19 protein-coding genes are annotated in these 22,368 nt (G+C 71.5%); 16 read left to right on the top strand and 3 right to left on the bottom strand.

What is annotated here, in order from left to right:
- Positions 1-62: 62 nt before the first annotated feature.
- Positions 63-1,268, bottom strand: coding sequence for an MFS transporter (locus tag P8A20_RS22075; protein WP_147963683.1), 1,206 nt, complete (start codon positions 1,266-1,268; stop codon positions 63-65).
- Positions 1,269-1,352: 84 nt separating this feature from the next.
- Here P8A20_RS22075 and P8A20_RS22080 point away from each other — a divergent pair, with 84 nt between their 5' ends.
- The 7 genes from P8A20_RS22080 (at position 1,353) to P8A20_RS22110 (ending at position 9,984) form a co-directional block, all read left to right on the top strand.
- Positions 1,353-2,324, top strand: coding sequence for a LysR family transcriptional regulator (locus P8A20_RS22080; RefSeq protein ID WP_147963682.1), 972 nt, complete (start codon positions 1,353-1,355; stop codon positions 2,322-2,324).
- 154 nt (positions 2,325-2,478) lie between these two features.
- Positions 2,479-3,147: a hypothetical protein gene (locus P8A20_RS22085; protein WP_261988997.1), complete on the top strand. Its 669-nt coding sequence runs from the start codon at positions 2,479-2,481 to the stop codon at positions 3,145-3,147.
- Entirely contained in the window at positions 3,148-5,340 is a 2,193-nt protein-coding gene (locus P8A20_RS22090; protein ID WP_147963681.1) for a bifunctional polysaccharide deacetylase/glycosyltransferase family 2 protein, read from the top strand.
- Complete coding sequence (locus tag P8A20_RS22095) at positions 5,337-6,590, top strand: acyltransferase family protein (RefSeq protein WP_147963680.1); 1,254 nt, start codon at positions 5,337-5,339, stop codon at positions 6,588-6,590. The genes P8A20_RS22090 and P8A20_RS22095 overlap by 4 nt, the downstream gene beginning before the upstream one ends.
- 201 nt (positions 6,591-6,791) lie before the next feature.
- Positions 6,792-8,123 (top strand): nitrate/nitrite transporter, encoded by a 1,332-nt coding sequence (locus P8A20_RS22100; protein WP_147964125.1) that lies wholly within the window; start codon positions 6,792-6,794, stop codon positions 8,121-8,123.
- Between the two features lie 130 nt (positions 8,124-8,253).
- On the top strand, positions 8,254-9,411 hold the full coding sequence (locus P8A20_RS22105) for a uroporphyrinogen-III synthase (RefSeq protein ID WP_147963679.1): 1,158 nt from the start codon (positions 8,254-8,256) through the stop codon (positions 9,409-9,411).
- A 9-nt stretch (positions 9,412-9,420) separates the two neighbouring features.
- Complete coding sequence (locus tag P8A20_RS22110) at positions 9,421-9,984, top strand: GNAT family N-acetyltransferase (RefSeq protein ID WP_147963678.1); 564 nt, start codon at positions 9,421-9,423, stop codon at positions 9,982-9,984.
- On the opposite strand, the gene P8A20_RS22115 is transcribed toward P8A20_RS22110, so the two are convergent.
- Positions 9,917-10,519, bottom strand: a complete 603-nt coding sequence (locus tag P8A20_RS22115) for a GNAT family N-acetyltransferase (RefSeq protein ID WP_147963677.1) — start codon at positions 10,517-10,519, stop codon at positions 9,917-9,919. The two genes, P8A20_RS22110 and P8A20_RS22115, sit on opposite strands and share 68 nt — an antisense overlap.
- A 117-nt stretch (positions 10,520-10,636) precedes the next feature.
- Here P8A20_RS22115 and P8A20_RS22120 point away from each other — a divergent pair, with 117 nt between their 5' ends.
- The 6 genes from P8A20_RS22120 (at position 10,637) to P8A20_RS22145 (ending at position 17,886) form a co-directional block, all read left to right on the top strand.
- The gene (locus P8A20_RS22120; protein WP_147963676.1) at positions 10,637-11,227 is read left to right on the top strand and encodes a CGNR zinc finger domain-containing protein; all 591 of its coding nucleotides are present in this window, start codon (positions 10,637-10,639) and stop codon (positions 11,225-11,227) included.
- Between the two features lie 132 nt (positions 11,228-11,359).
- Positions 11,360-11,947: a sigma-70 family RNA polymerase sigma factor gene (locus tag P8A20_RS22125; RefSeq protein ID WP_147963675.1), complete on the top strand. Its 588-nt coding sequence runs from the start codon at positions 11,360-11,362 to the stop codon at positions 11,945-11,947.
- Positions 11,944-12,807, top strand: a complete 864-nt coding sequence (locus P8A20_RS22130; RefSeq protein WP_147963674.1) for a zf-HC2 domain-containing protein — start codon at positions 11,944-11,946, stop codon at positions 12,805-12,807. Before P8A20_RS22125 ends, P8A20_RS22130 begins: the two co-directional genes overlap by 4 nt.
- A 123-nt stretch (positions 12,808-12,930) precedes the next feature.
- Complete coding sequence (locus P8A20_RS22135) at positions 12,931-15,300, top strand: HelD family protein (protein WP_147963673.1); 2,370 nt, start codon at positions 12,931-12,933, stop codon at positions 15,298-15,300.
- A gap of 468 nt (positions 15,301-15,768) precedes the next feature.
- Positions 15,769-17,202: an NAD-dependent malic enzyme gene (locus P8A20_RS22140; protein ID WP_147963672.1), complete on the top strand. Its 1,434-nt coding sequence runs from the start codon at positions 15,769-15,771 to the stop codon at positions 17,200-17,202.
- 402 nt (positions 17,203-17,604) lie between these two features.
- Entirely contained in the window at positions 17,605-17,886 is a 282-nt protein-coding gene (locus tag P8A20_RS22145) for an HU family DNA-binding protein (protein ID WP_003968811.1), read from the top strand.
- A gap of 346 nt (positions 17,887-18,232) precedes the next feature.
- On the opposite strand, the gene murA is transcribed toward P8A20_RS22145, so the two are convergent.
- Positions 18,233-19,573: a UDP-N-acetylglucosamine 1-carboxyvinyltransferase gene (murA, locus tag P8A20_RS22150; protein WP_014155976.1), complete on the bottom strand. Its 1,341-nt coding sequence runs from the start codon at positions 19,571-19,573 to the stop codon at positions 18,233-18,235.
- Positions 19,574-19,870: 297 nt separating this feature from the next.
- Here murA and P8A20_RS22155 point away from each other — a divergent pair, with 297 nt between their 5' ends.
- The 3 genes from P8A20_RS22155 to P8A20_RS22165 all read left to right on the top strand — a co-directional run bounded on the left by P8A20_RS22155 (position 19,871) and on the right by P8A20_RS22165 (position 22,366).
- Entirely contained in the window at positions 19,871-20,470 is a 600-nt protein-coding gene (locus tag P8A20_RS22155; RefSeq protein ID WP_306104095.1) for a YqgE/AlgH family protein, read from the top strand.
- Positions 20,471-20,500: 30 nt separating this feature from the next.
- Positions 20,501-20,800: a DUF3039 domain-containing protein gene (locus P8A20_RS22160; protein WP_014155978.1), complete on the top strand. Its 300-nt coding sequence runs from the start codon at positions 20,501-20,503 to the stop codon at positions 20,798-20,800.
- 261 nt (positions 20,801-21,061) lie between these two features.
- Complete coding sequence (locus tag P8A20_RS22165) at positions 21,062-22,366, top strand: extracellular solute-binding protein (protein WP_306104096.1); 1,305 nt, start codon at positions 21,062-21,064, stop codon at positions 22,364-22,366.
- Positions 22,367-22,368: the final 2 nt, after the last annotated feature.

Genomic DNA, 22,368 nt, shown 5'->3' on the forward strand with positions numbered 1-22,368 from the left:
GAGGACCCCGTTGCCTGTCGGCAGCGGGGTCCTCGTTTTTTCATGTGTGCCGCCCGGGCACGTCAGGCCCGGCGTGTCCCCACGGCCGCGACGGCCAGGGCGAGTGCGGCCGCGCACGTCGGAGCCGCGTATCCGGCGACCGTTCCCGCGTGCTCCACCGCCCAGCCGCCCACGGCCGAGCCGACGGCCACCCCGCCCAGCAGAGCCGTGACAGCGAGCGTCATGCCCTCGTTGAGCTGCGCCTGCGGGGTGAGCCGCTGGACCAGGGTCATCCCGGTGACCATGGTGGGCGCGGTGGCGGCCCCCGCCAGCAGCAGGCAGCACGCCAGCACGGGCAGCGAGCCGGTCGTGGCCGTGGCCAGCAGGGGGAGGGACATCAGCGCGGTCATTCCCGTCAGGCAGAGCAGCAGCCGGCGCCCGACCCGCGCGGCGGGGCGCAGCGACCCGTACAGCAGCCCGGCCACGCAGGAGCCCCCGGCCTGGAGCGCGAGGATCGCGCCCCCCGCGTGCGCGATGGAGACGACCTCCATCGAGCCGAAGACCGCCCCGGTCGCGAGGAACACGGCGAGCAGGGCGGCCATGCCGGGGGTGCGCAGGGGCGAGGCTGCCCGGGTGCCGGGGGTCACCGGCGGTTCGGTGGCACGCTGCGCGGCGAAGACCAGGACGCCGGTCATCAGCAGGACCGCTCCGGTGAGGGTGCCGGCTTCGGGGAAGAGGGCGCCGCACAGGGACGCGGCGAGGACCGGGCCGAGCATGAAGCACAGTTCGTCCGCGGCCTGTTCGAAGGAGTTGGCGGTGTGCAGGGCCGCCGGGTCGCCACGGTGCAGATGGGCCCAGCGAGCCCGCGACATGCCACCGGTGTTCGGGGTGGTGGCCGTCGCGGCGTAGGCGACGAAGAGCGTCCAGACCGGTGCGTCGTGGTGTACGCAGAGCACCAGGGCCAGTGAGCCGAGCACGGCGACCGCCGTGGCGGGCACCGCGATCCTGGCCTGGCCGTACCGGTCGACGAGGCGGGCGGTCCAGGGGGCGACCACTGCGGTCGCGGCCAGTCCGGTCGCGGTGACGGCCCCGGCCAGGGCGTACGAACCGTGGGCCCCGGCGATCATGATGACGGCGCTGACGCTGAACATCCCCATGGGCAGCCGGGCGAGGAGGTTGCCCGCAGTGAAGGCGCGCGCGCCGGGGGTGGCGAGCAGCCGTACGTACGGATTGGACGGGCCGGCGGGAGCCGGGGCAGCAGGAGCCGGGCCGGCGGTTTCGAGAGGCACGTCCTCCAGCCTCGGATCGGGTGGCCCGTGCTGTCCAACACCTGATCGGAGGCCACTGACGCACTTCTGTTGTAAATTCGGCCGGTGGCCGCCATCGACACCGATCCCCGCATCCTCCGCGCCTTTGTCACCGTGGCCGAGGAACTCCACTTCACCCGCGCCGCCGCCCGGCTCTACGTGGCGCAGCAGGCGCTGAGCCGGGACATCCGCAGGCTGGAGCGCGAGCTGGGCAGGGAGCTCTTCGTCCGCACCACCCGGCAGGTGTCCCTCACCCCGGACGGTGAGCGCCTCCTGCCGTACGCCCACCGGGTGCTCGACGCGCACGCCGCGCTCCGTGCCGCCTTCGCGGACCCGGCGGACCGCCCGCTGCTCGTCGATCTGAACACCGACGGGATGACCGCGGCCCGGGTGCTGGCCCGGGCGCGGGAGCTCGCCCCCGACTGCGAGCTGATGGCCCGCTTCGAGAGCGGGCTGACCTGGGCGGCCGGCGAGGTGCTCGCCGGACGGCTGGACGTCTCCTTCGGGCGGGCCGCCGGGCTCGACCCCGCGGTCCTCGCCCAGCTCTCCGTACAGCCGGTGCGGTACGAGCCGATGGCCGTACTCCTGCCGGGCGATCATCCTCTGGCGGGGCGTGCGACGGTCGCCATGAGTGACCTGGCCGGTGAAACCGTCTACGCGGGGGCGGGCAATACGCGCACGCGCGAGTGGACGAATCTCGCATCGATGCTTTTCGCGGAGTGGGACATCGTGCTGGCTCCGCCGGCTCCGCTAGCCGTCGGCGTGGCCGAATTTCAGCGGGTCATGACGAAGACTGGCCACCCCGTACTGGCCGTCGAGGGCTTTCCGCCGCTGCCGGGGACGGTGCTGCGCCCGCTCGTGCGGCCGGTGCCGCTGTCCCCGCTGCTGATGGTGTGGCGCAGGGGACTCGACCACCCAGGTCTGTCCGCGTTGAGTGCAGCGGTGGCCGAACTCGCCGGTTCGGAAGGATGGTTGGAGAGGCCATCCACTTCGTGGCTGCCCGGAATCGATGCTTCACTCATGGATCGCCGGTCATGAGCAACATGGTGATACATCCCTCTTTCTGACGCGGTAGTGCGCTACATTCGCGCTTCGGGTGCTCGGTGGCGGGTGGCGTACGGCGGGGTGGGGGCCCTGTCCGATGGCGCGTTTCCAGTCATTCCACGTGCACCCGGTTCATTGAGTGGGGGATGTGCGAACACCTGTGGAAAATTGGCGCGAAGGTACCCGAACCGGGCACACGCATGAGCCGGGCGACGTCACCGTCCAACTGGACGGTCTGGGGCGTCAGCTCTCCGAACTACCTGTCGAACCCGCTCCTCCGGACCCTTCGGACGGGCCGGTCTTCGTCGACGAGAGCGGCCGGCGCAGCAAGACGTACCGGCGTGTGGGCTGGGTGCTCGCCGCAGTCAGTGCCGTGTACGCGGTGACGCTCGTGGTCGCCGTGCTCGGCGGGAACTCCAGCGCTCCCTGGCTGCCGCTCTCCGGGCAGGACAAGAAGCACGCGGAAGAGGTCGAGGTGCGGCCCGCGCCGAGCGGCGACGTCGTGTCGGAGAGCCCCGGAGCCACGCCGGGCGCCCCGGCGTCGTCGGCTTCCGGTTCCGCCGCGGCCCTGGCGTCCGGCGGCGCCTCCGCGTCCGGTTCCGCCGCGCCCGCCGCGAGCGCCCCGGCCTCCGCGGCCGGCAAGCCCACGAAGGGCGCCTCCACATCCTCGGCCCCCGTCCCGGGCGCCCCGGTCTCCGAACAGCCGAGCGGCGAGCCCTCGCCGTCGGTCACCACCGAACCGCCCGTCGAGGAGAGTCCGCCGGCGTCCCCGGACCCCTCGGAATCACCGGTGCAACCTCAAGAAGGCACTCAGTAGATGACACCCCCCGTTTCGCGGGGCAGGCACAACCGGAAGAAGAAGCGGACCGTCCGGCGCAGGCTTCCCATGCGCTATCTGCTTCCGTCAGTCCTCCTTGTGGCCCTGCTCGCCATGCTCATGCTGCGCGGATACGTGCACAGCGAGATCCTCGCCGACCACCGCGTCCAGGCACCCGCTCCCACCGACCAGGTGCCGGACAGCGTGCTCGAAGGCGGCCCGGTCATCGACGCCCGCACCGCGGGCGGGAACGCCAGGACGCTCCGGATACCCGACCGCAAGATCGTCCTGACCTTCGACGACGGTCCGGACCCGGTCTGGACCCCGCGCGTCCTGGACGAGCTCAGGAAGAACCACGCGCACGGAGTCTTCTTCGTCACCGGCACCATGGCCTCCCGCCACCCGGAGCTCGTGCGGCGGATGGTCGACGAGGGGCACGAGATCGGGCTGCACACCTTCAACCACCCCGACCTCTCGTTCCAGTCCACCAGCCGCATCGACTGGGAGCTCTCCCAGAACCAGCTGGTGCTGGCGGGTGCGGCCGGTATCCGCACGTCCCTGTTCCGGCCGCCCTACTCCTCGTTCTCCGACGCCATGGACGACAAGTCCTGGCCGGTCACGCGGTACATCGGCAGCCGCGGCTACCTCACTGTCGTGAACAACACCGACAGCGAGGACTGGAAGCGCCCCGGCGTCCCCGCGATCATCGAGCGCGCCACGCCGAAGGACGGCAGGGGCGCGATCGTCCTGATGCACGACTCCGGCGGCGACCGGTCCCAGACCGTGGCCGCCCTGGGGGAGTTCCTGCCGCGGATGCAGCGGCAGGGCTACGAATTCACCAACCTGACCTCGGCGCTCGGCGCCCCCAGCGCGCACACCCCGGTCACCGGGTTCGCGCTCTGGAAGGGCAAGGCGTTCATAGGGGCGGTGGAGATCTCCGAGCACGTCACCGGTGTCCTGGTGGTCGGCCTCGCGGCCATCGGCGTCCTCGTGATGGTCCGCTTCGGGCTGATGCTGCTGCTCTCCTTCCTGCACGCCAGGAAGGTGCGCCGCAAGGACTTCAGCTGGGGCGGGCAGTTCACCCGCCCGGTCTCGGTCCTCGTGCCGGCGTACAACGAGCGCGAGTGCATCGAGGCCACCGTGCGGTCGCTGGTGGCCAGTGACCACCCGATCGAGGTCGTCGTCATCGACGACGGCTCCACGGACGGAACGGCCGATCTCGTCGAGGCGATGTGGATCCCGAACGTCCGGGTCGTCCGCCAGCGCAACGCGGGCAAGCCCGCCGCGCTCAACAACGGCATCGCGAACGCCCGTCACGACATCGTCGTGATGATGGACGGCGACACGGTCTTCGAACCCTCCACCGTGCGTGAGCTGGTGCAGCCGTTCGCCGACCCCCGGGTCGGCGCGGTCGCCGGCAACGCCAAGGTCGGCAACCGCGACTCGCTGATCGGCGCCTGGCAGCACATCGAGTACGTGATGGGCTTCAACCTCGACCGCAGGATGTACGACCTGCTGGGCTGCATGCCCACCATCCCCGGCGCGGTCGGAGCCTTCCGCAGGGACGCGCTGGACCGCATCGGCGGCATGAGCGAGGACACCCTCGCCGAGGACACCGACGTCACCATGGCCCTGCACCGTGACGGCTGGCGCGTCGTCTACGCGGAGAACGCCCGGGCGTGGACCGAGGCCCCCGAGTCCGTGCAGCAGCTCTGGTCGCAGCGCTACCGGTGGTCGTACGGCACGATGCAGGCCATCTGGAAGCACCGCCGCGCGGTCGTGGAGCGCGGGCCCTCGGGCCGTTTCGGGCGTGTGGGACTGCCGTTCGTCTCCCTGTTCATGGTCGTCGCCCCGCTGCTGGCGCCCCTGATCGACGTCTTCCTGCTGTACGGACTGGTCTTCGGCCCGACGGGGAAGACCGTCGCCGCCTGGTTCGGGGTCCTGCTGGTGCAGGCCGTCTGCGCCGCGTACGCCTTCCGGCTCGACCGGGAGCGCATGACCCATCTGATCTCCCTGCCGCTCCAGCAGATCCTCTACCGGCAGCTGATGTACGTCGTGCTGCTCCAGTCCTGGATCACCGCTCTCACCGGCGGCCGGCTGCGCTGGCAGAAGCTGCGGCGCACCGGCGTGGTGGAGGCGCCGGGCGGTACGACGAACCGGCGCAAGGAAACGGAACGGAGGCCGGTGGCATGACCTACCCCCAGCCGCCCCGGCAGGACGGAGCCGGGTACGCCCCGTCCGCCCGGCCCGTCCCGTCGGCCCGTCCGGAGCGCCTGCCCGCCGGGCCGGACACCGCCGGTGACGCCACCGCACCCCGTGCCAGGCCCGGGCGGGACCGTTACCTCGACCTGCTCAGGACCGTGGCCCTCGTCCGGGTCGTCGTCTTCCACCTCTTCGGCTGGGCCTGGCTGACGATCCTGTTCCCGTCCATGGGCGTGATGTTCGCCCTGGCCGGTTCGCTGATGGCCCGCTCGCTGGCCCGGCCGGCCGCAGGCGTCATCCGCAGCCGGCTGCGCAGGCTGCTGCCCCCGATGTGGGCGTTCTCGCTCGTCGTCGTGCCGGTGATGTTCGCGCTGAGCTGGAAGCCGGTCCGTGAGGAGGGGCTGTGGTGGTTCGTCAGGCTCGGCAGCTATCTGTTCCCGCTCGGCGCGCCGCCCTTCCCCGAGGAGAACGGCTCGGCCGGCGGATGGCTGGAGCTGAGCTGGGCCGACCAGGCGGCGGGGCCCCTCTGGTACATCCGGGCCTATCTCTGGTTCGTGCTGGCCTCGCCCCTGCTGCTCAAGGCGTTCCGCAGGCTGCCGTGGGTCACCCTGCTCGCCCCGGTCGCCCTCACCGCCGTCATCGGCACGGGTCTCGTGACGGTCCCCGGCACCTTCGGGGAGAGCCTCGTCGACTTCGCCGTGTTCGGATCCTGCTGGATCCTGGGATTCGCCCACAACGACGGCCTGCTGAAGGAGATCCCGCGCTACCTGGCGGTGTCGTCCGCCGCGATCGTCATGGGATTCGGCCTGTGGTGGGCGTCCGGGCACCTCACGGAGGAGGGCTGGAACCTCGACGAGATCCCGCTCGCCCAGGCCACCTGGTCCCTCGGCTTCTGCGCGATCCTCCTGGTCCACGCCCCGGCCTGGCAGAAGCTCCCCGGCAGGCTCGCGGCCTGGGACGGCCTGGTCACACTGGCCAACAACCGGGCCGTGACGATCTACCTCTGGCACAACCTGCTGCTGATGGCGGGCGCGCACCTCGTGGACCAGCTCTGGTCCGTGCCGTGGCTCGGCGACACGTTCGGCACGCGGATCGAGCAGTCGTACGAGGTGCTGATCCTGATCGTCATCTGGCCGCTGACAGCGCTGGCGATCCTGGCGTTCGGCTGGGTCGAGGACGTCGCCGCCAGGCGCCGCCCGCGCCTCTGGCCGAACGGGGCGGGCGGGAAGCGCGGGGCCTGACCGGCCGGGGTGCGGTGATCCGGCGGCCCTGCTCACCGCACCCCGGCGGCCCTGCTCACCGCACCCCGGCGGCCCTGCTCACCGCGCTCCCGGAGCCCGAGTGAGAGCAAGGTTGCGCACAGGTCACCTCCTGGCACCGCACCGAAACGCGGGCTCCGTAGGGTCGGCAGGACAACACCCCGACCCCTGTGGAGGCGCATGATGGCCGGTCGTTGGATCGAGAAGTGGGAGCCGGAGGACGAGACCTTCTGGCGGGAGACGGGCGAGAGGACCGCCCGCAGGAACCTGTGGTTCTCCGTGCTCTCGGAGCACATCGGGTTCTCGATCTGGTCCCTGTGGTCCGTCATGGTCCTGTTCATGGGGCCGGAGTACGGCATCGACCCGGCGGGGAAGTTCTTCCTGATCTCCACGGCCACCCTGGTCGGCGCCGTCGTCCGGGTGCCGTACACCTTCGCGGTCGCGCTGTTCGGCGGGCGCAACTGGACCATCGTCAGCGCGCTGTCGCTCCTCGTGCCGACCTGCGCCGCCTTCTGGGTGATGGAACCCGGCACCTCGTACACCACGTTCCTCGTCGTCGCCGCGCTCACCGGCATCGGGGGCGGCAACTTCGCCTCGTCGATGACCAACATCAACGCCTTCTTCCCGCTCCGCAAGAAGGGCTGGGCGCTCGGGCTCAACGCGGGCGGCGGCAACATCGGCGTCCCCGTCGTCCAGCTCGTCGGCCTGCTGGTGATCGGCACGGCCGGCGCCGCGCACCCGCGGATCGTGCTCGGGGTGTACGTCCCCCTGATCGTCGTCGCAGCGCTGGGCGCGGCGCTCAGGATGGACAACCTGCGGCCCGTCCAGAACGACACCGGGGCGGCGCTCCAGGCCGTCCGGGAGCCGCACACCTGGATCATGTCGGTGCTCTACATCGGCACCTTCGGCTCGTTCATCGGCTACAGCTTCGCCTTCGGACTCGTCCTGCAGACCCAGTTCGGCCGGACCCCGCTGCAGGCCGCCTCGCTGACGTTCATCGGCCCGCTGCTCGGCTCCCTGATCCGGCCCGCGGGCGGCTGGCTCGCCGACCGCTACGGCGGCGCCCGGATCACCCTGTGGAACTTCGCGGCGATGGCGGTGGCGACCGGCGTCGTCGTGTACGCCTCGGGCATCGAGTCGCTGGCGGTGTTCCTCGTCGGGTTCATCGCGCTGTTCGTGCTGACGGGGCTCGGCAACGGCTCCACCTTCAAGATGATCCCGGGCATCTTCCATGCCCAGGGGATCGCCAAGGGGCTGCGCGGCGAGGAGGCCGCGGCGTACGGGCGGCGGCTGTCCGGCGCGGCCATGGGACTCATCGGCGCGGTCGGGGCGCTGGGCGGTCTCGCGATCAACCTCGCGTTCCGTCAGTCGTTCGCCACCTCGGGCAGCGGGACGGCCGCCTTCTGGAGCTTCCTCGGCTTCTACGCCGTCTGCTTCACCCTCACGTGGGCGGTATACCTTCGGCGTACCGAAGCGGTCGCCGCGAAGCCCCAGCTCAGCTATGCCGAGGTGTGAGGGTGACCGGGAGGCGTCGAAGGACGTAACGGGCGGGAAATACAGGAGGACCGAGACTGTCACGCAGCGTTGACACTCTCGGTCCTCCGCATCATCGAGCAACAGCGGGACGAGAGCCGGGTATCACGCCATGCACGACGACGACGCACAGCACGGGCCCCTGGCGGGCTTCACGGTCGGGGTGACCGCAGCCCGTCGCGCCGAGGAGCTCGGGACGCTCCTCACGCGCAGGGGCGCCGCGGTTCTGCACGCGCCCGCGCTGCGGATCGTTCCGCTCGCGGACGACAGCGAGCTCCTGGCCGCGACCAAGGAACTCATCGACAACCCACCGGACGTGGTGATCGCGACCACCGCCATCGGCTTCAGGGGCTGGGTGGAGGCCGCCGACGGCTGGGGCATCGGTGACGGGCTGCTCGAACTGCTCCGCGGCACAGAGCTGCTGGCCCGTGGCCCGAAGGTCAAGGGCGCCATCCGGGCGGCCGGGCTCACCGAGGCGTGGTCGCCGCAGTCGGAGTCGATGGCGGAGGTCCTGGACCGGCTGATGGAGGAGGGCGTCCCCGGCCGCCGGATCGCGCTCCAGCTGCACGGCGAACCGCTGCCCGGCTTCGTCGAGTCGCTCCGCGCGGCGGGCGCCGAGGTCGTCGGCGTACCCGTGTACCGGTGGATGCCCCCGGAGGACATCGCCCCGCTCGACCGCATGCTCGACGCCACCGTCGGGCGCGGCCTGGACGCCCTCACCTTCACCAGCGCTCCCGCCGCCGCCTCCTACCTGAACCGGGCGGAGGCCCGCGGCATACTCCCCGAGGTGCTGGACGCACTGAGCCACGACGTCCTCACGGCGTGCGTCGGACCGGTCACCGCCCTGCCCCTGCAGGCCAAGGGCATCGACACCGTGCAGCCGGAGCGCTTCCGGCTCGGACCCCTCGTCCAGGTGATCTGCGCCCAGCTGCCCGCCCGGGCCCGTGTGCTCCCCGTCGCCGGTCACCGGGTCGAGATCCGCGGCCACGCCGTGCTCGTCGACGGTGCCCTGCGCCCGGTGCCCCCGGCCGGGATGGCCCTGCTGCACACGCTCGCCCGCAGACCGGGCTGGGTGGTCTCCCGCGCCGACCTGCTGCGCGCCCTGCCCGGCAACGGCACCGACGAGCACGCGGTGGAGACGGCGATGGCGCGGCTGCGTACGGCACTCGGGATTCCGCGGCTGATCCAGACGGTCGTCAAGCGCGGCTACCGGCTGGCGCTGGACCCCTCCGCGGACACCAAGTACGACGGGGTCCGGACCGGCGGCTAACGTGCGGGGATGATCGACGACATCCATCCCCTGGCCGACGGGGTCGGGCTCAGGCCGGCGACACTCGGCGACGCGGAGTCCTTCGCCGAGGCGTACACCCGCAGCCGGGCCTACATGCGGCGCTGGGAGCCGGTGCGCCCCGACACCTTCTACACCGTCGAGGGCCAGGTCCAGCGGCTCACCGGGCTGCTGGCCGACCGGGACGCGGGGCGCGTCATGCCCTGGGCGCTGGCCGACGACCAGGACCGGGTCGTGGGGGCGGTGACGCTGGCCTCCATCGAACGCGGGCCCTTCCGCAACGCCCGGCTCGGCTACTGGACCGACGTCGACCGGGCGGGCCGGGGCCTGGCCACGGCCGCCGTCACCCGGGTCTGCGAACTGGCACGGGACGGGCTCGGACTGCACCGGATCGCGGCCGGGACGGTCCTGGACAACGTCGCCTCGCAGCGCGTCCTGGCCAAGTGCGGCTTCGAGCTGTACGGCACGGCGCCCCGCTATCTCCACATCAACGGGGCGTGGCAGGACCACCGGATGTTCCAGCGGATCCTGCACGACGGCCCGCCGCAGGGCTGACCGCTGCCTGCCGGGAGTGCCGGTGGCCGCCCAGCGGCCACCGCGGCGGCTCGGCGGGCACGGACTCGGCCAGGGCGAACCCGGACTTCTCCGCCACCCGGCAGGACGCCTCGTTGCCCGTGCCGTGGAACAGGTCCAGGCGCCGGAGGCCGTCCTCCGCGAACCTGCCGAACGCCCAGCCGGTGAGCGATCGCAGCGCCAGCGGGGCCACGCCCCTGCCGCGGGCCGCCGCCGTCGTCCAGTAACCGGCCTGGGCGCTCGCGGCGCCGGGCACGCGGTTCAGCGCGAGATTGCCGACGAGCACACCCTCCCGGGCCGTGTCGGTCACGGCGAAGCTGAACCGGCCGCCGGACGCCCAGCCCTCCTCCTGGACCGTCATCCAGCGTTCCGCCTCCTCGGCGTCGGCGACCTGGGTCCGCAGCCATCGCCGCATGGCCGGGTCGTCGTACGCCGCGAGCAGCGCCGGTATGTCGTCCCGCCGCCAGGGGCGCAGCCGGAGGTGCCCCGCCGACAGGGTGACCGTTCCGTCGTTCATGAGGACACCGTACGGCGGAGTCCCGGGGCGGCAGGAGGGGTACCGGGCCGGGCCGGACGGGGGCACTCTGGGGGTGACTCTCCTCCCACAGGTGACCCCCGAGGCGGTGACAGGCTCATGGCGGAGGGCAGGGGCACGTACGGCCGGCGGTTCGACTCGGGACGGTTCTGCCTGGACCTGGTGGCGACCGGCGCCGAGATGTCCGGCACCCGCGAGCAGATCGACGGTCCCGCGTCCCTCGCCGAGTGGCTGGTGGCATCGCGGCTGGTCCCTCGCGGGACACCGCTGGAGACCGTCGACGAGACCTGGGTGGCCCGCTTCCTGCGGCTGCGGACGGGCATCGACCGGCTGATGACGGCTCAGCTGACCGGCGGCGGTGCCGACGACGACCTGGAACAGGTCAACGCACTGGCGGCGGGCGCCCCGCCGGGCCTGCGGGCCGTGCGGGGGCAGGGCGGGACGCTCGTACGGGCGCCGATCGCCGACCCCGCGTGCGGGGCGCTGCTCGCCGCGGTCGCCCGGGACGCCTTGGACCTGCTGACGGACCCGGTGGCGCGGGCGGCCCTGCGCCGGTGCCAGGGCGACGCCTGCCGAAGGCTCTACCTGGACACGTCACGGGGGATGCGGCGCCGCTGGTGCTCCAGCGAGGTGTGCGGCAACCGGGAGCGGGTGGCCCGGCACCGCCGCCGGGCGAAGGCCCTGACCTGACGCGGCCGGATGTCGTAGTCGGTCCCGAACCGGCCCTGCCCGAAAGAAAGTTGCCCGGCATCTGAATGAACTCGCGCCCGCATCCGTACCGATGGCCACAGAGCTCGACAGGGTCTCGACCGGGAGGTTCGGGTGCGCAAGGATGCGGCCGTGGCCGATGACCGTCCGCACAGGGCTCGACATCGCAGTGCAGTGCGCCGCCCTCCCTCCGACGTCCCCGACGAGGAGCTGATGCGGGCGCTCTACCGCGAACACGCGGGCCCGCTGCTCGCCTACGTGCTCCGCCTCGTCGCGGGGGACCGCCAGCGGGCCGAGGACGTGGTGCAGGAGACGCTCATCCGTGCCTGGAAGAACGCCGGTTCGCTCAACCGGGCAACCGGCTCCGTCCGCCCCTGGCTGGTGACGGTCGCACGGCGCATCGTCATCGACGGCCACCGCAGCCGGCAGGCCCGGCCGCGCGAGGTCGATCCGTCGCCGCTGGAGGTCATTCCCGCGGAGGACGAGATCGACAAGGCGTTGTGGCTGATGACGCTCTCGGACGCACTCGACGATTTGACCCCGGCCCACCGGGAAGCATTGGTCGAGACCTACTTCAGAGGCCGTACGGTCAACGAGGCAGCCGAGATCCTCGGTGTCCCCAGCGGGACCGTGCGGTCCCGGGTTTTCTACGCACTGCGTTCCATGAAGCTCGCACTCGAGGAGAGGGGGATCACGGCATGAGCGACCAGGAGTGGCAGCCCTTCGGGCCCAGGCCGGCAGGTCCCCGGGGGCCGCAGGGCCCGCCCGTGCCGCCCGGCGACCCGTTCGCCCTCCCCGAGGAGGGCGCCGGTCACGACGCCGCCGGCGCCTACGTGCTGGGAATCCTGGACGAGGCCGAGGCGGCCGCCTTCGAGGCGCATCTGGCCGGCTGCGCGTCCTGCGCCGCGCACCTCGACGAGTTCGCCGGCATGGAGCCCGTGCTGGCCATGCTGGCGGAGTCCCCGTCCGCCGTCCCGGGCGCGCGCCCGGTGCCGCACGTCCCGGAGCGCCCCGCGCCGCGGCTGCTGGACGGCCTGGTCGACGAGGTCGCGCGGAAGCGCTCCCAGCGGCGCCGGCGTACCCGGTACCTGGTCGCGGCGGCGGTCCTCGTCATCGGGGGCCCGGTGGCCGCCGTCACGGCCACGGCCGGTGAGGACTCCCGCACGAAGGTCGAGGCGGCCGACCCCCATCCCACGAGCCCCGCCGAGGACGCCTTCTTCCACCACATGCCCGAGAAGAAGCAGGCGACCGATCCCGTGACCCGGGTGGAGGCCACGGTCGGCATGGAGCCGAAGGCCTGGGGCACGCACACGGTCCTGCGGCTGGAGAACGTCAAGGGCCCGCAGAAGTGCAGCCTGGTCGCCGTGTCCAGGAACGGCGACGAGGAGGTCGTCACGTCCTGGTCCGTACCGAAATGGGGATACGGCATCGAGGGGTCCGCCCACGAGAGCGCACGGAACCCGCTGTACGTGCACGGAGGCGCCGCGATGGCCCGTTCCGACATCGACCATTTCGAGGTGCGCACCTTCGACGGCGAGCGGCTGGTGGAGATCGGCGCCTGAGCGGCCGCGCGGCCGGCCCGGAGGCATGCACCACCCGAAACGTGACCCGAGCGGCAGGTGCGCTCGGGGCCCCCTTTCGCGTACGGTTGACGGCTGCTCGATGCACGTCAGAAGGGGGCCCCGGTGGCCGCGCAGGATGCCGCTGTCGATTCGTTGCGGGACCGGGAGACCGGTGTCGAACAAGAACATCTGGACCGGGTCTACCGCCGTCTCGAGGAGAAGATCGACGAGGCGGAATTTCTCATGCAGGACGCCGGCAAACGGGGCCAGGTGGGTACCCCCGGCGCACTCGCCGAACGGGACGCGCAGGTCTTCCGCGCCGGAATCCATCTCAACCGGCTGAACAGCGAGTTCGAGGACTTCCTCTTCGGGCGGATCGACCTGCTGCGCGGCAAGGACGGCGAACGGGGCCCGGACGGCGCCTTCACGTCCGTCGAGGCGGCCGACGACGCCGTGGGCGAGGACGGCACCGCCGGGATCGAGGAGACCCTCCACATCGGCCGCATAGGAGTACTCGACTCCGACTACGCGCCGCTGGTGATCGACTGGCGGGCGCCCGCGGCCGCGCCGTTCTACCGTTCGACGCCGAAGGAGCCGGGCAGGGTCGTACGCCGCCGGGTCATCCGCTCCAAGGGCCGCCGGGTCCTCGGGGTCGAGGACGACCTGATGCGTCCGGAGCTCACCGCCACCCTGGCGGGCGAGGCCCTTCCCGTGGTCGGCGACGGCGCCCTGATGGCCGCGCTGGGGCAGGCCCGCAGCCACACGATGCGGGACATCGTCTCGTCGATCCAGGCCGAGCAGGACATGGTCATCCGTGCCCCCGCCGCCTCCGTCACCGAGGTGTCCGGCGGACCCGGCACGGGCAAGACGGCGGTGGCCCTGCACCGGGCCGCGTATCTCCTCTACCAGGACCGGCGGCGGTACTCGGGCGGCATCCTCGTCGTCTCGCCGACCCCGCTCCTCGTGGCGTACACCGAGGGCGTGCTGCCCTCGCTCGGCGAGGAGGGCCAGGTCGCGATCCGCGCCGTCGGATCGCTGTCCGACGAGGCCTCGGGGCCGGACGGGGCGACCACGTACGACGAGCCCGCCGTCGCCCGTGTCAAGGGGTCCTCCCGGATGCTCCACGTGCTGCGCAAGGCGGCCCGCGGGGCACTGGAGCAGCCCGCTGCGCGGCCCGCCCCCCAGGAGGGGCAGCTGGAGTTCGGAGAGGACCGGGCCGAGGCGGGCACCCCCACCCGGCTGAGGGTGGTGGCGTTCGGCGCCCGCGTCGAGCTGGAGGCGGACGAGCTCCGGCGGATCCGCCACAACGTCCTCGGCGGCACGGCACCGGTCAACCTGCTGCGCCCGCGCGCCCGCAAGCTGCTCCTGGACGCCCTCTGGAACAAGTCGTCGGGCCGGGGCCGCTACACCGACCCCGAGCTGGCCGCCGAACTGCGCTCCTCGTTCGACGAGGACGTGTCCACCGAGACACCGTTCCTCACCTTCCTGAACGCCTGGTGGCCGGAACTCACCCCACGCCAGGTCCTGGCGGCGATGTCCGACGAGCGGCGCCTGAACCGGTGGGCGCGCAGGATCCTCAACCAGGGCGAGGTGCGCCGCCTGGCCCGCTCGCTCAGACGGCTGGACGAGGAGGGCAAGGGCGCGCTGTCCGTCCACGACGTGGCGCTCCTGGACGAGCTGCAGACCCTGCTGGGCACCCCGGCCCGCCCGAAGCGGAAGCGGGAGGCCGACCCGCTGGACCAGCTCACCGGTCTGGAGGAGCTGATGCCGCAGCGCGAGGAGACACAGCGTGAGCGGGCCGAGCGGCTGGCGGCGGAGCGCACGGAGTACGCCCACGTCATCGTCGACGAGGCGCAGGACCTGACGCCGATGCAGTGGCGGATGGTCGGCCGCCGCGGCCGGCACGCCACCTGGACGATCGTCGGTGACGCGGCCCAGTCCTCCTGGTCCGACCCGGACGAGGCGTCCGCCGCCCGCGACGAGGCGCTCGGCAACCGGCCGCGGCGCCACTTCACCCTCACCGTGAACTACCGCAATCCGGCGGAGATCGCCGAGCTCGCGGCCAAGGTGCTGGCGCTGGCCATGCCCGGCATGGAGTCACCGGCGGCGGTCCGCTCGACGGGGGTCGAGCCGCGCTTCGAGACCGTGCGGGACGGGGACCTCGCCTCGACCGTCCGCGAGGAGGCGCGCAGGCTCCTCACCCGGGTGGACGGCACGGTCGGCGTGGTCGTCGCGATGAACCGCCGTGCCGAGGCCCGTGCCTGGCTGGAGGAGCTCGGGGAGCGGGTCGTGGCGCTGGGCAGCCTGGAGGCGAAGGGCCTGGAGTACGACGCCACGGTGGTGGTCTCCCCGGCGGAGATCGCAGACGAGTCACCGGCCGGCCTGCGGGTGCTGTACGTGGCACTCACCCGTGCGACGCAACAGCTCACCGTGGTCTCGGGGGAGCGTGACATGCCGGACGGGAACGGGGTTCCGGACCTGCTGAGGGACTGAGCGGAGGCGTCGGGCGGCCGGAGGAGGAAGCACTTTTCCGAGTCTGCCCGTCGCACGGGATTCACTTCTGCGGGGTGTTTGTTAGCCTGGATCTGACACCGGCTCGATCCAAGCCCCCGGGCCCAACCTTCGTCGCTACGAGCGACCACTTGCCGCGAGGCGAGCATGGCGGGCCGGTGTCACCTGACCGCGAGAAGACAGACCCGCGTCACCTGATGGTGGCGCGGGTCTGTTCGTATGTACGGGTCCGGGCGAGGCCCGGAGCGCCGTTGCCGCGTCCCACGGAGCGTTTCACGGCGGATCGGGGTTACGCCGAACCGCTACTTCTCGTATGGTGGAAAAAAGTTTCCGAAAGGTGGCAGGCATTACCTGCTACCGGCCGGTAGGTGCGACGATCGGAACGCACGTGCGGGGCTGAGCCCCCGTTCGCGTGCGGCAACGAAGCTCAGGAAAGCGAAGGACTCGGCCATGGCAACGGCGCCCAGCGTCTCGTACTCGATGACGGTCAGGCTGGAGGTGCCCGCGAGCGGCACAGCGGTCTCCCAGCTGACCACGGCCGTGGAGTCCTCCGGTGGCTCGGTCACCGGCCTCGACGTGACCGCCTCCGGCCACGAGAAGCTGCGGATCGACGTCACGATCGCGGCCTCCTCGACCTCGCACGCCGACGAGATCGTCGAAGGTCTGCGTGACATCGACGGCGTCGTGCTGGGCAAGGTCTCCGACCGTACGTTCCTGATGCACCTCGGCGGCAAGATCGAGATGGCGTCCAAGCACCCCATCCGCAGCCGTGACGACCTCTCGATGATCTACACCCCGGGTGTGGCGCGGGTCTGCATGGCGATCGCGGAGAACCCCGAGGACGCCCGCCGTCTGACGATCAAGCGGAATTCCGTCGCGGTGGTCACGGACGGTTCGGCGGTGCTCGGCCTGGGCAACATCGGCCCGATGGCGTCGCTCCCGGTCATGGAGGGCAAGGCGGCCCTCTTCAAGCGCTTCGCCGGTATCGACGCCTGGCCGATCTGCCTGGACACGCAGGACACCGACGAGATCGTCGCCGTCGTCAAGGCGATCGCCCCCGGCTTCGCGGGGATCAACCTGGAGGACATCTCCGCCCCCCGCTGCTTCGAGATCGAGGCACGGCTGCGCGAGGCCCTGGACATCCCCGTCTTCCACGACGACCAGCACGGCACCGCGATCGTCGTCCTCGCCGCCCTGACCAACGCGCTGCGCGTGGTGGACAAGTCGATCGGTGACGTACGGGTCGTCATGTCCGGCGCGGGCGCGGCCGGTACGGCCATCCTGAAGCTGCTCATCGCGGCGGGCGTCAAGCACGCGGTCGTCGCCGACATCCACGGCGTGGTGCACGCGGGCCGCGAGGACCTGGTGGACGCCACCCCGGACTCGCCGCTGCGCTGGATCGCCGACAACACCAACCCGGAGGGCGTCACCGGCACCCTCAAGCAGGCCGTCGCGGGCTCCGACGTCTTCATCGGCGTCTCCGCCCCCAACGTCCTGGACGGCTCCGACGTCGCGGCCATGGCGGAGGGCGCGATCGTGTTCGCGCTCGCGAACCCGGACCCCGAGGTGGACCCGGCGATCGCCCGTGAGACGGCCGCGGTCGTCGCCACCGGGCGCTCCGACTTCCCGAACCAGATCAACAACGTGCTGGTCTTCCCGGGTGTCTTCCGCGGCCTGCTGGACGCTCAGTCCCGCACCGTCAACACGGAGATGATGCTCGCCGCGGCGCGCGCCCTCGCCGATGTCGTCGCGGAGGACGAGGTGAACGCGAACTACATCATTCCGTCGGTCTTCAACGACAAGGTCGCGGGCGCCGTCGCCGGTGCCGTCCGTGAGGCAGCGAAGGCGGCCGGAATCGCCGAGGCGGCCTCCGACCCCGCGTAGGCCCGTACCCCCGGACGGCGCCGCCACACGCCGTCCGCGGGGGTCGGCCACGGCCCCCGCGGACGGTGCCGTAGCTCACGTCCGGGCGGTCCGTACGGCGCGTCGTGGGTCGCGGCGTCCCAAACGCCCCTTTAGGGTGGGCGGGCAGCGAGACCCACCGGCCCGGCATCCGCTGCGGACCGCTCCAACAAGTCGACGGAACGTCATCACAGGCATTCGGTGGTGCTTTTCGTGTGACGTCGAGGGGTTCCGGATTGGCGTTAGCGCCGCAGGTGGGGGCAGGATGCGTATTCGGGCGCGAGGGTCTGACATCAGACCCGGGTCCGGGGACTGTCAGAGGGCCCTGGCAGCATCGGCTTCGATCTCACGCCTCACAGGCAAGAAGAACACGGGAGTACAAACATGAACCGCAGTGAGCTGGTGGCCGCCCTGGCCGACCGTGCCGAGGTGACCCGCAAGGACGCCGACGCCGTTCTGGCCGCGCTCGCCGAGACCGTCGGCGAGATCGTCGCCAAGGGCGACGAGAAGGTCACCATCCCCGGCTTCCTGACCTTCGAGCGCACCCACCGTGCCGCTCGCACCGCTCGTAACCCGCAGACCGGCGACCCGATCAACATCCCGGCCGGCTACAGCGTGAAGGTCTCCGCGGGCTCGAAGCTCAAGGAAGCCGCCAAGGGCAAGTAAGGCCTCGAGGCAGCAAGAAGGGCGGCCGTCCCGGCAGGGGCGGCCGCCCTTCGGCGTACCCGGGGCGGCGCCGGGAGCCACGTCGCGGGCGCACACCGCCCGTGCGGGCTCTGTGAGGCGGGCTGCGGCGCCCCGGCGCCCTCCGGCCGACCCGGGCGGCCGGTCCGCCCCGTTCGGCTCTGTACGGGCGTTCTGTGGCGCCCGTACGGGTGACGGGCGCCCGACGGCACGGAAAAGCCCGCCGCCCCGGTCCCTCGCGGGGCCGGGGCGGCGGACTGTGGTGTGCGGGTGCGCAATGCTGTGTGCGGCAGCACCGTGCGCGCGCCGGAGCGCGCCGGGCGGTGCGTCAGACGAGTGAGCCGCCGGGGAGTTCGACCTTGGCGCCGAGCTTCTCGAGCTTGTCCATGAAGTTCTCGTAGCCGCGGTTGATCAGGTCGATGCCGTGCACCCGGGACGTCCCCTGGGCCGCCAGGGCGGCGATCAGGTACGAGAACCCACCGCGCAGGTCAGGGATGACCAGATCCGCGCCCTGGAGCTTCGTGGGACCGGACACGACCGCCGAGTGCAGGAAGTTCCGCTGCCCGAAGCGGCAGTCGGAGCCCCCGAGGCACTCCCGGTAGAGCTGGATGTGCGCACCCATCTGGTTCAGCGCCGAGGTGAAGCCGAGCCGGGACTCGTAGACCGTCTCGTGGACGATCGACAGTCCGGCCGCCTGCGTCAGGGCCACCACCAGCGGCTGCTGCCAGTCGGTCTGGAAGCCGGGGTGCACGTCCGTCTCCAGCGCGATGGCGTTCAGCGCGCCGCCCGGGTGCCAGAAGCGGATGCCCTCGTCGTCGATCTCGAAGGCACCCCCGACACGGCGGAAGGTGTTGAGGAAGGTCATCATCGAGCGCTGCTGGGCGCCGCGCACGTAGATGTTGCCCTCGGTCGCCAGGGCCGCGGACGCCCAGGAGGCGGCCTCCAGACGGTCCGGGATCGCCCGGTGGGTGTAACCGTCGAGCCTGTCGACACCTGTGATCCGGATGGTCCGGTCGGTGTCCATGGAGATGATCGCGCCCATCTTCTGCAGTACGCAGATGAGGTCCTCGATCTCCGGCTCGACGGCCGCGTTGGACAGCTCGGTGACGCCCTCGGCGAGGACGGCGGTCAGCAGCACCTGCTCGGTGGAGCCGACCGACGGGTACGGAAGACGGATCTTCGTGCCCCGGAGCCGCTGCGGGGCCTCCAGGTACTGGCCGTCCGCCCGCTTCTCGATGGTCGCGCCGAACTGGCGGAGCACCTCGAAGTGGAAGTCGATCGGCCGGCCGCCGATGTCGCAGCCGCCCAGGCCCGGGATGAAGGCGTGGCCGAGGCGGTGCAGCAGAGGGCCGCAGAAGAGGATCGGGATGCGCGACGAGCCCGCGTGCGCGTCGATGTCGGCGACGTTCGCGCTCTCGACGTGCGACGGGTCGAGGATGAGTTCGCCCGGCTCGTCACCGGGCCGGACGGTCACGCCGTGCAGCTGCAGCAGTCCCCGGACCACCCGCACATCGCGGATGTCGGGCACGTTGCGGAGCCGGCTGGGCCCGCTGCCGAGCAGCGCGGCGACCATTGCCTTCGGCACCAGGTTCTTGGCGCCTCGGACGCGGATCTCGCCCTCCAGCGGGGTGCCGCCGTGGACAAGCAGGACATCGTCTGTGCCGGTCATGTATCTCGCGTTCCGGAGTGGTCGGGCAGGGGGCCATCAAAAGGGTAATGGGCTTCCGCCCCCCTTCCGTAAGGCGCCGGGGGGTATACGAACGTCATGAATCCGCCACAACACGTTCTGCGCGCGATGCCTTGCGGAGGGTCACCATCCGTACGGTGCGTCCGGCAGCTCCCCGGCCGTGCGCTCCCGGTGCGCCCGTGCCGCCTCCGTGCGCCCTGAGCTGCGGACGGGCGCCCGCCGGGACCGGGCAGGCCACTTGGCCCCCGCGGAGGGCGAAGATGCGGGATCATCTGTGCCATGACGGAGGTGTCCTCGCTCACAGGACGGCTGCTCGTGGCCGCACCCGCCCTGGCGGACCCGAATTTCGACCGCGCGGTGGTGCTGCTCCTCGACCACGACGAGGAGGGCTCGCTGGGTGTCGTCCTCAACCGCCCGACCCCGGTGGGCGTCGGCGACATCCTGGAGTCCTGGGCGGGCCTGGCCGGCCGGCCGGACGTGGTCTTCCAGGGGGGCCCGGTGTCGCTCGACTCGGCGCTGGGCGTCGCCCTCATCCCCGGGGACGAGGGGGGCTCCGGAAGCGCGGGGCGCCCGGGCGGGGGAGCGGCGCCCCTCGGTTGGCGGCGGGTGCACGGGGCGATCTGCCTGGTGGACCTGGACGCCCCGCCGGAACTGCTGGCCGCCGAGCTCGGTTCGCTGCGGATCTTCGCCGGATACGCGGGCTGGGGACCCGGTCAGCTGGAGTCGGAGCTGACGGACGGAGCCTGGTACGTGGTCGAGTCGGAGCCGGGCGACGTCTCGTCCCCGCACCCGGAGAACCTCTGGCGTGCCGTTCTCCGGCGACAGCGCAGCGAACTGGCCATGATCGCGACGTATCCGGACGACCCTTCGCTGAACTGATGCTCGGAGCTTTCAGTACGCTTGGCAGTTATGAGCACTCTTGAGCCCGAGCGTGGGGCAGGTACGGGGACCCTCGTAGAGCCGACGCCGCAGGTGTCGAACGGCGACGGTGACCACGAGCGCTACGCCCATTACGTCCAGAAGGACAAGATCATGGCGAGCGCCCTGGAGGGCACTCCCGTGGTGGCACTCTGCGGCAAGGTCTGGGTCCCGGGGCGCGACCCGAAGAAGTACCCGGTCTGTCCCATGTGCAAGGAGATCTACGAGTCCATGGGCGCCGGTGGCGACAAGGACAAGGGCAAGGGCGGCAAGGACAGCGGTAAGAAGTAGTCCGCCCGGCCTCTTATCTTTTCATCCCTTTATCCCGTTTTCCTGATTCCGACCACGGCCCCCGGGGCGCGCGGATACGCGCGCCCCGGGGGCCGTCGGCGTGCCGGGCGCGGGGGTGTGCGTTGCACGGGCTGCACCGCGTGGTCACAGAGTGGTTGAGACCACTTGTCGGCGCGGAGGGACCCCCTTAGTCTCCTGCCAGTTGTGCAGAACGAAACGCACGTTGCATGGAATGCAACGAATGACCGGTAGGGGTTCCGGATGAAGCTTTCTGCCCGAATTGCCGCGCCGGCCGCGGCTCTTGTGCTCGCCGGCCTCACCGCCACCGCCTGCGCGCCGCAGACCTCCGACACCAGTTCCGAGGGCGACAAGAAGACCGGGACGCTCCGCGTCTGGCTCTTCCAGGAGGTCGGCAACAAGCCCAAGCAGAAGGTCGTCGACGCCGCGGTCGCCGACTTCGAGAAGTCCCACGAGGGCGCGGAGGTCGAGGTCGAGTACATACCCGTCGACACCCGGGCCCAGCGCATCAAGGCCGCCTTCAACGACCCGAAGAGCGCCCCCGACCTCATCGAGTACGGGAACACCGACACCGCCGGCTACGTGAAGGACGGCGGTCTGGCCGACATCAGCAAGGAGTTCGCGGCCTGGGACGAGGCCAAGGACACCGACCCGACGGCCAAGCAGTCCGTGACGGTGGACGGTTCGGTGTACGGGGCGCCGCTCTTCGTCGGCGTACGGGCGCTGTACTACCGCACCGACGTCCTGGACGAGCTCGGCATCGAGCCCCCGAAGTCCCAGGCCGAGCTGATCTCCACCGCCAAGAAGATCCACAAGGAGAAGCCGGACCTCTACGGCCTCGCGGTGGGCGGCGCGTACACCTACGGCGCCATGCCGTTCATCTGGGCGCAGGGCGGCGAACTCGCCGACGAGACCGGGGTCACCTACCGGTCCGCGATCAACAGCGCGAAGGCCCGCAAGGGCATCGAGGCGTACACCTCGCTGTTCGGCGACGACAACTGTCCGGCGGCCAAGTGCGCGGCCATGGGCGGCAACGCGACCGTCACCGCCTTCGCCTCCGGCAAGGCGGCCATGGCGATCGGCGGCGACTTCAGCCACGCCGCCGTCAAGGCCGGCACGGTGAAGGGCAAGTACGCGGTCGTGCCGCTGCCCGGCGTGAAGGAGGGCTCGATCGCCCCCGCGTTCGCCGGCGGCAACAACATCGGTGTCCTGAAGAGCAGTTCGCACCGCACCCTCGCCGTCGACCTCATGAAGTCGCTGACCGGCAAGAAGACGCAGGCCGAGATGTTCGACGCCATGGGCTTCCTGCCGACGTACACCGACGTACTGGAATCCGTCGCGGAGAAGGAGCCCTTCGTCGGCCCCTTCGTCAACACGCTCGGCGCGGGCGCGAAGTTCGTCCCGGCCTCACCGGCCTGGGGCCAGATCGACGCCTCGCTGGTCCTGCCGACCATGTTCCAGGAGATCGTCAGCGGCCGTAAGGACGTGGCCGCCGCCTCGGACGACGCGGCGAAGAAGATGGACACGGCGTTCGCCGAAGCGGGCTGACG

The sequence above is a fragment of the Streptomyces sp. Alt3 genome (genome assembly GCF_030719215.1).
Taxonomy (GTDB): Bacteria; Actinomycetota; Actinomycetes; order Streptomycetales; family Streptomycetaceae; genus Streptomyces; species Streptomyces glycanivorans.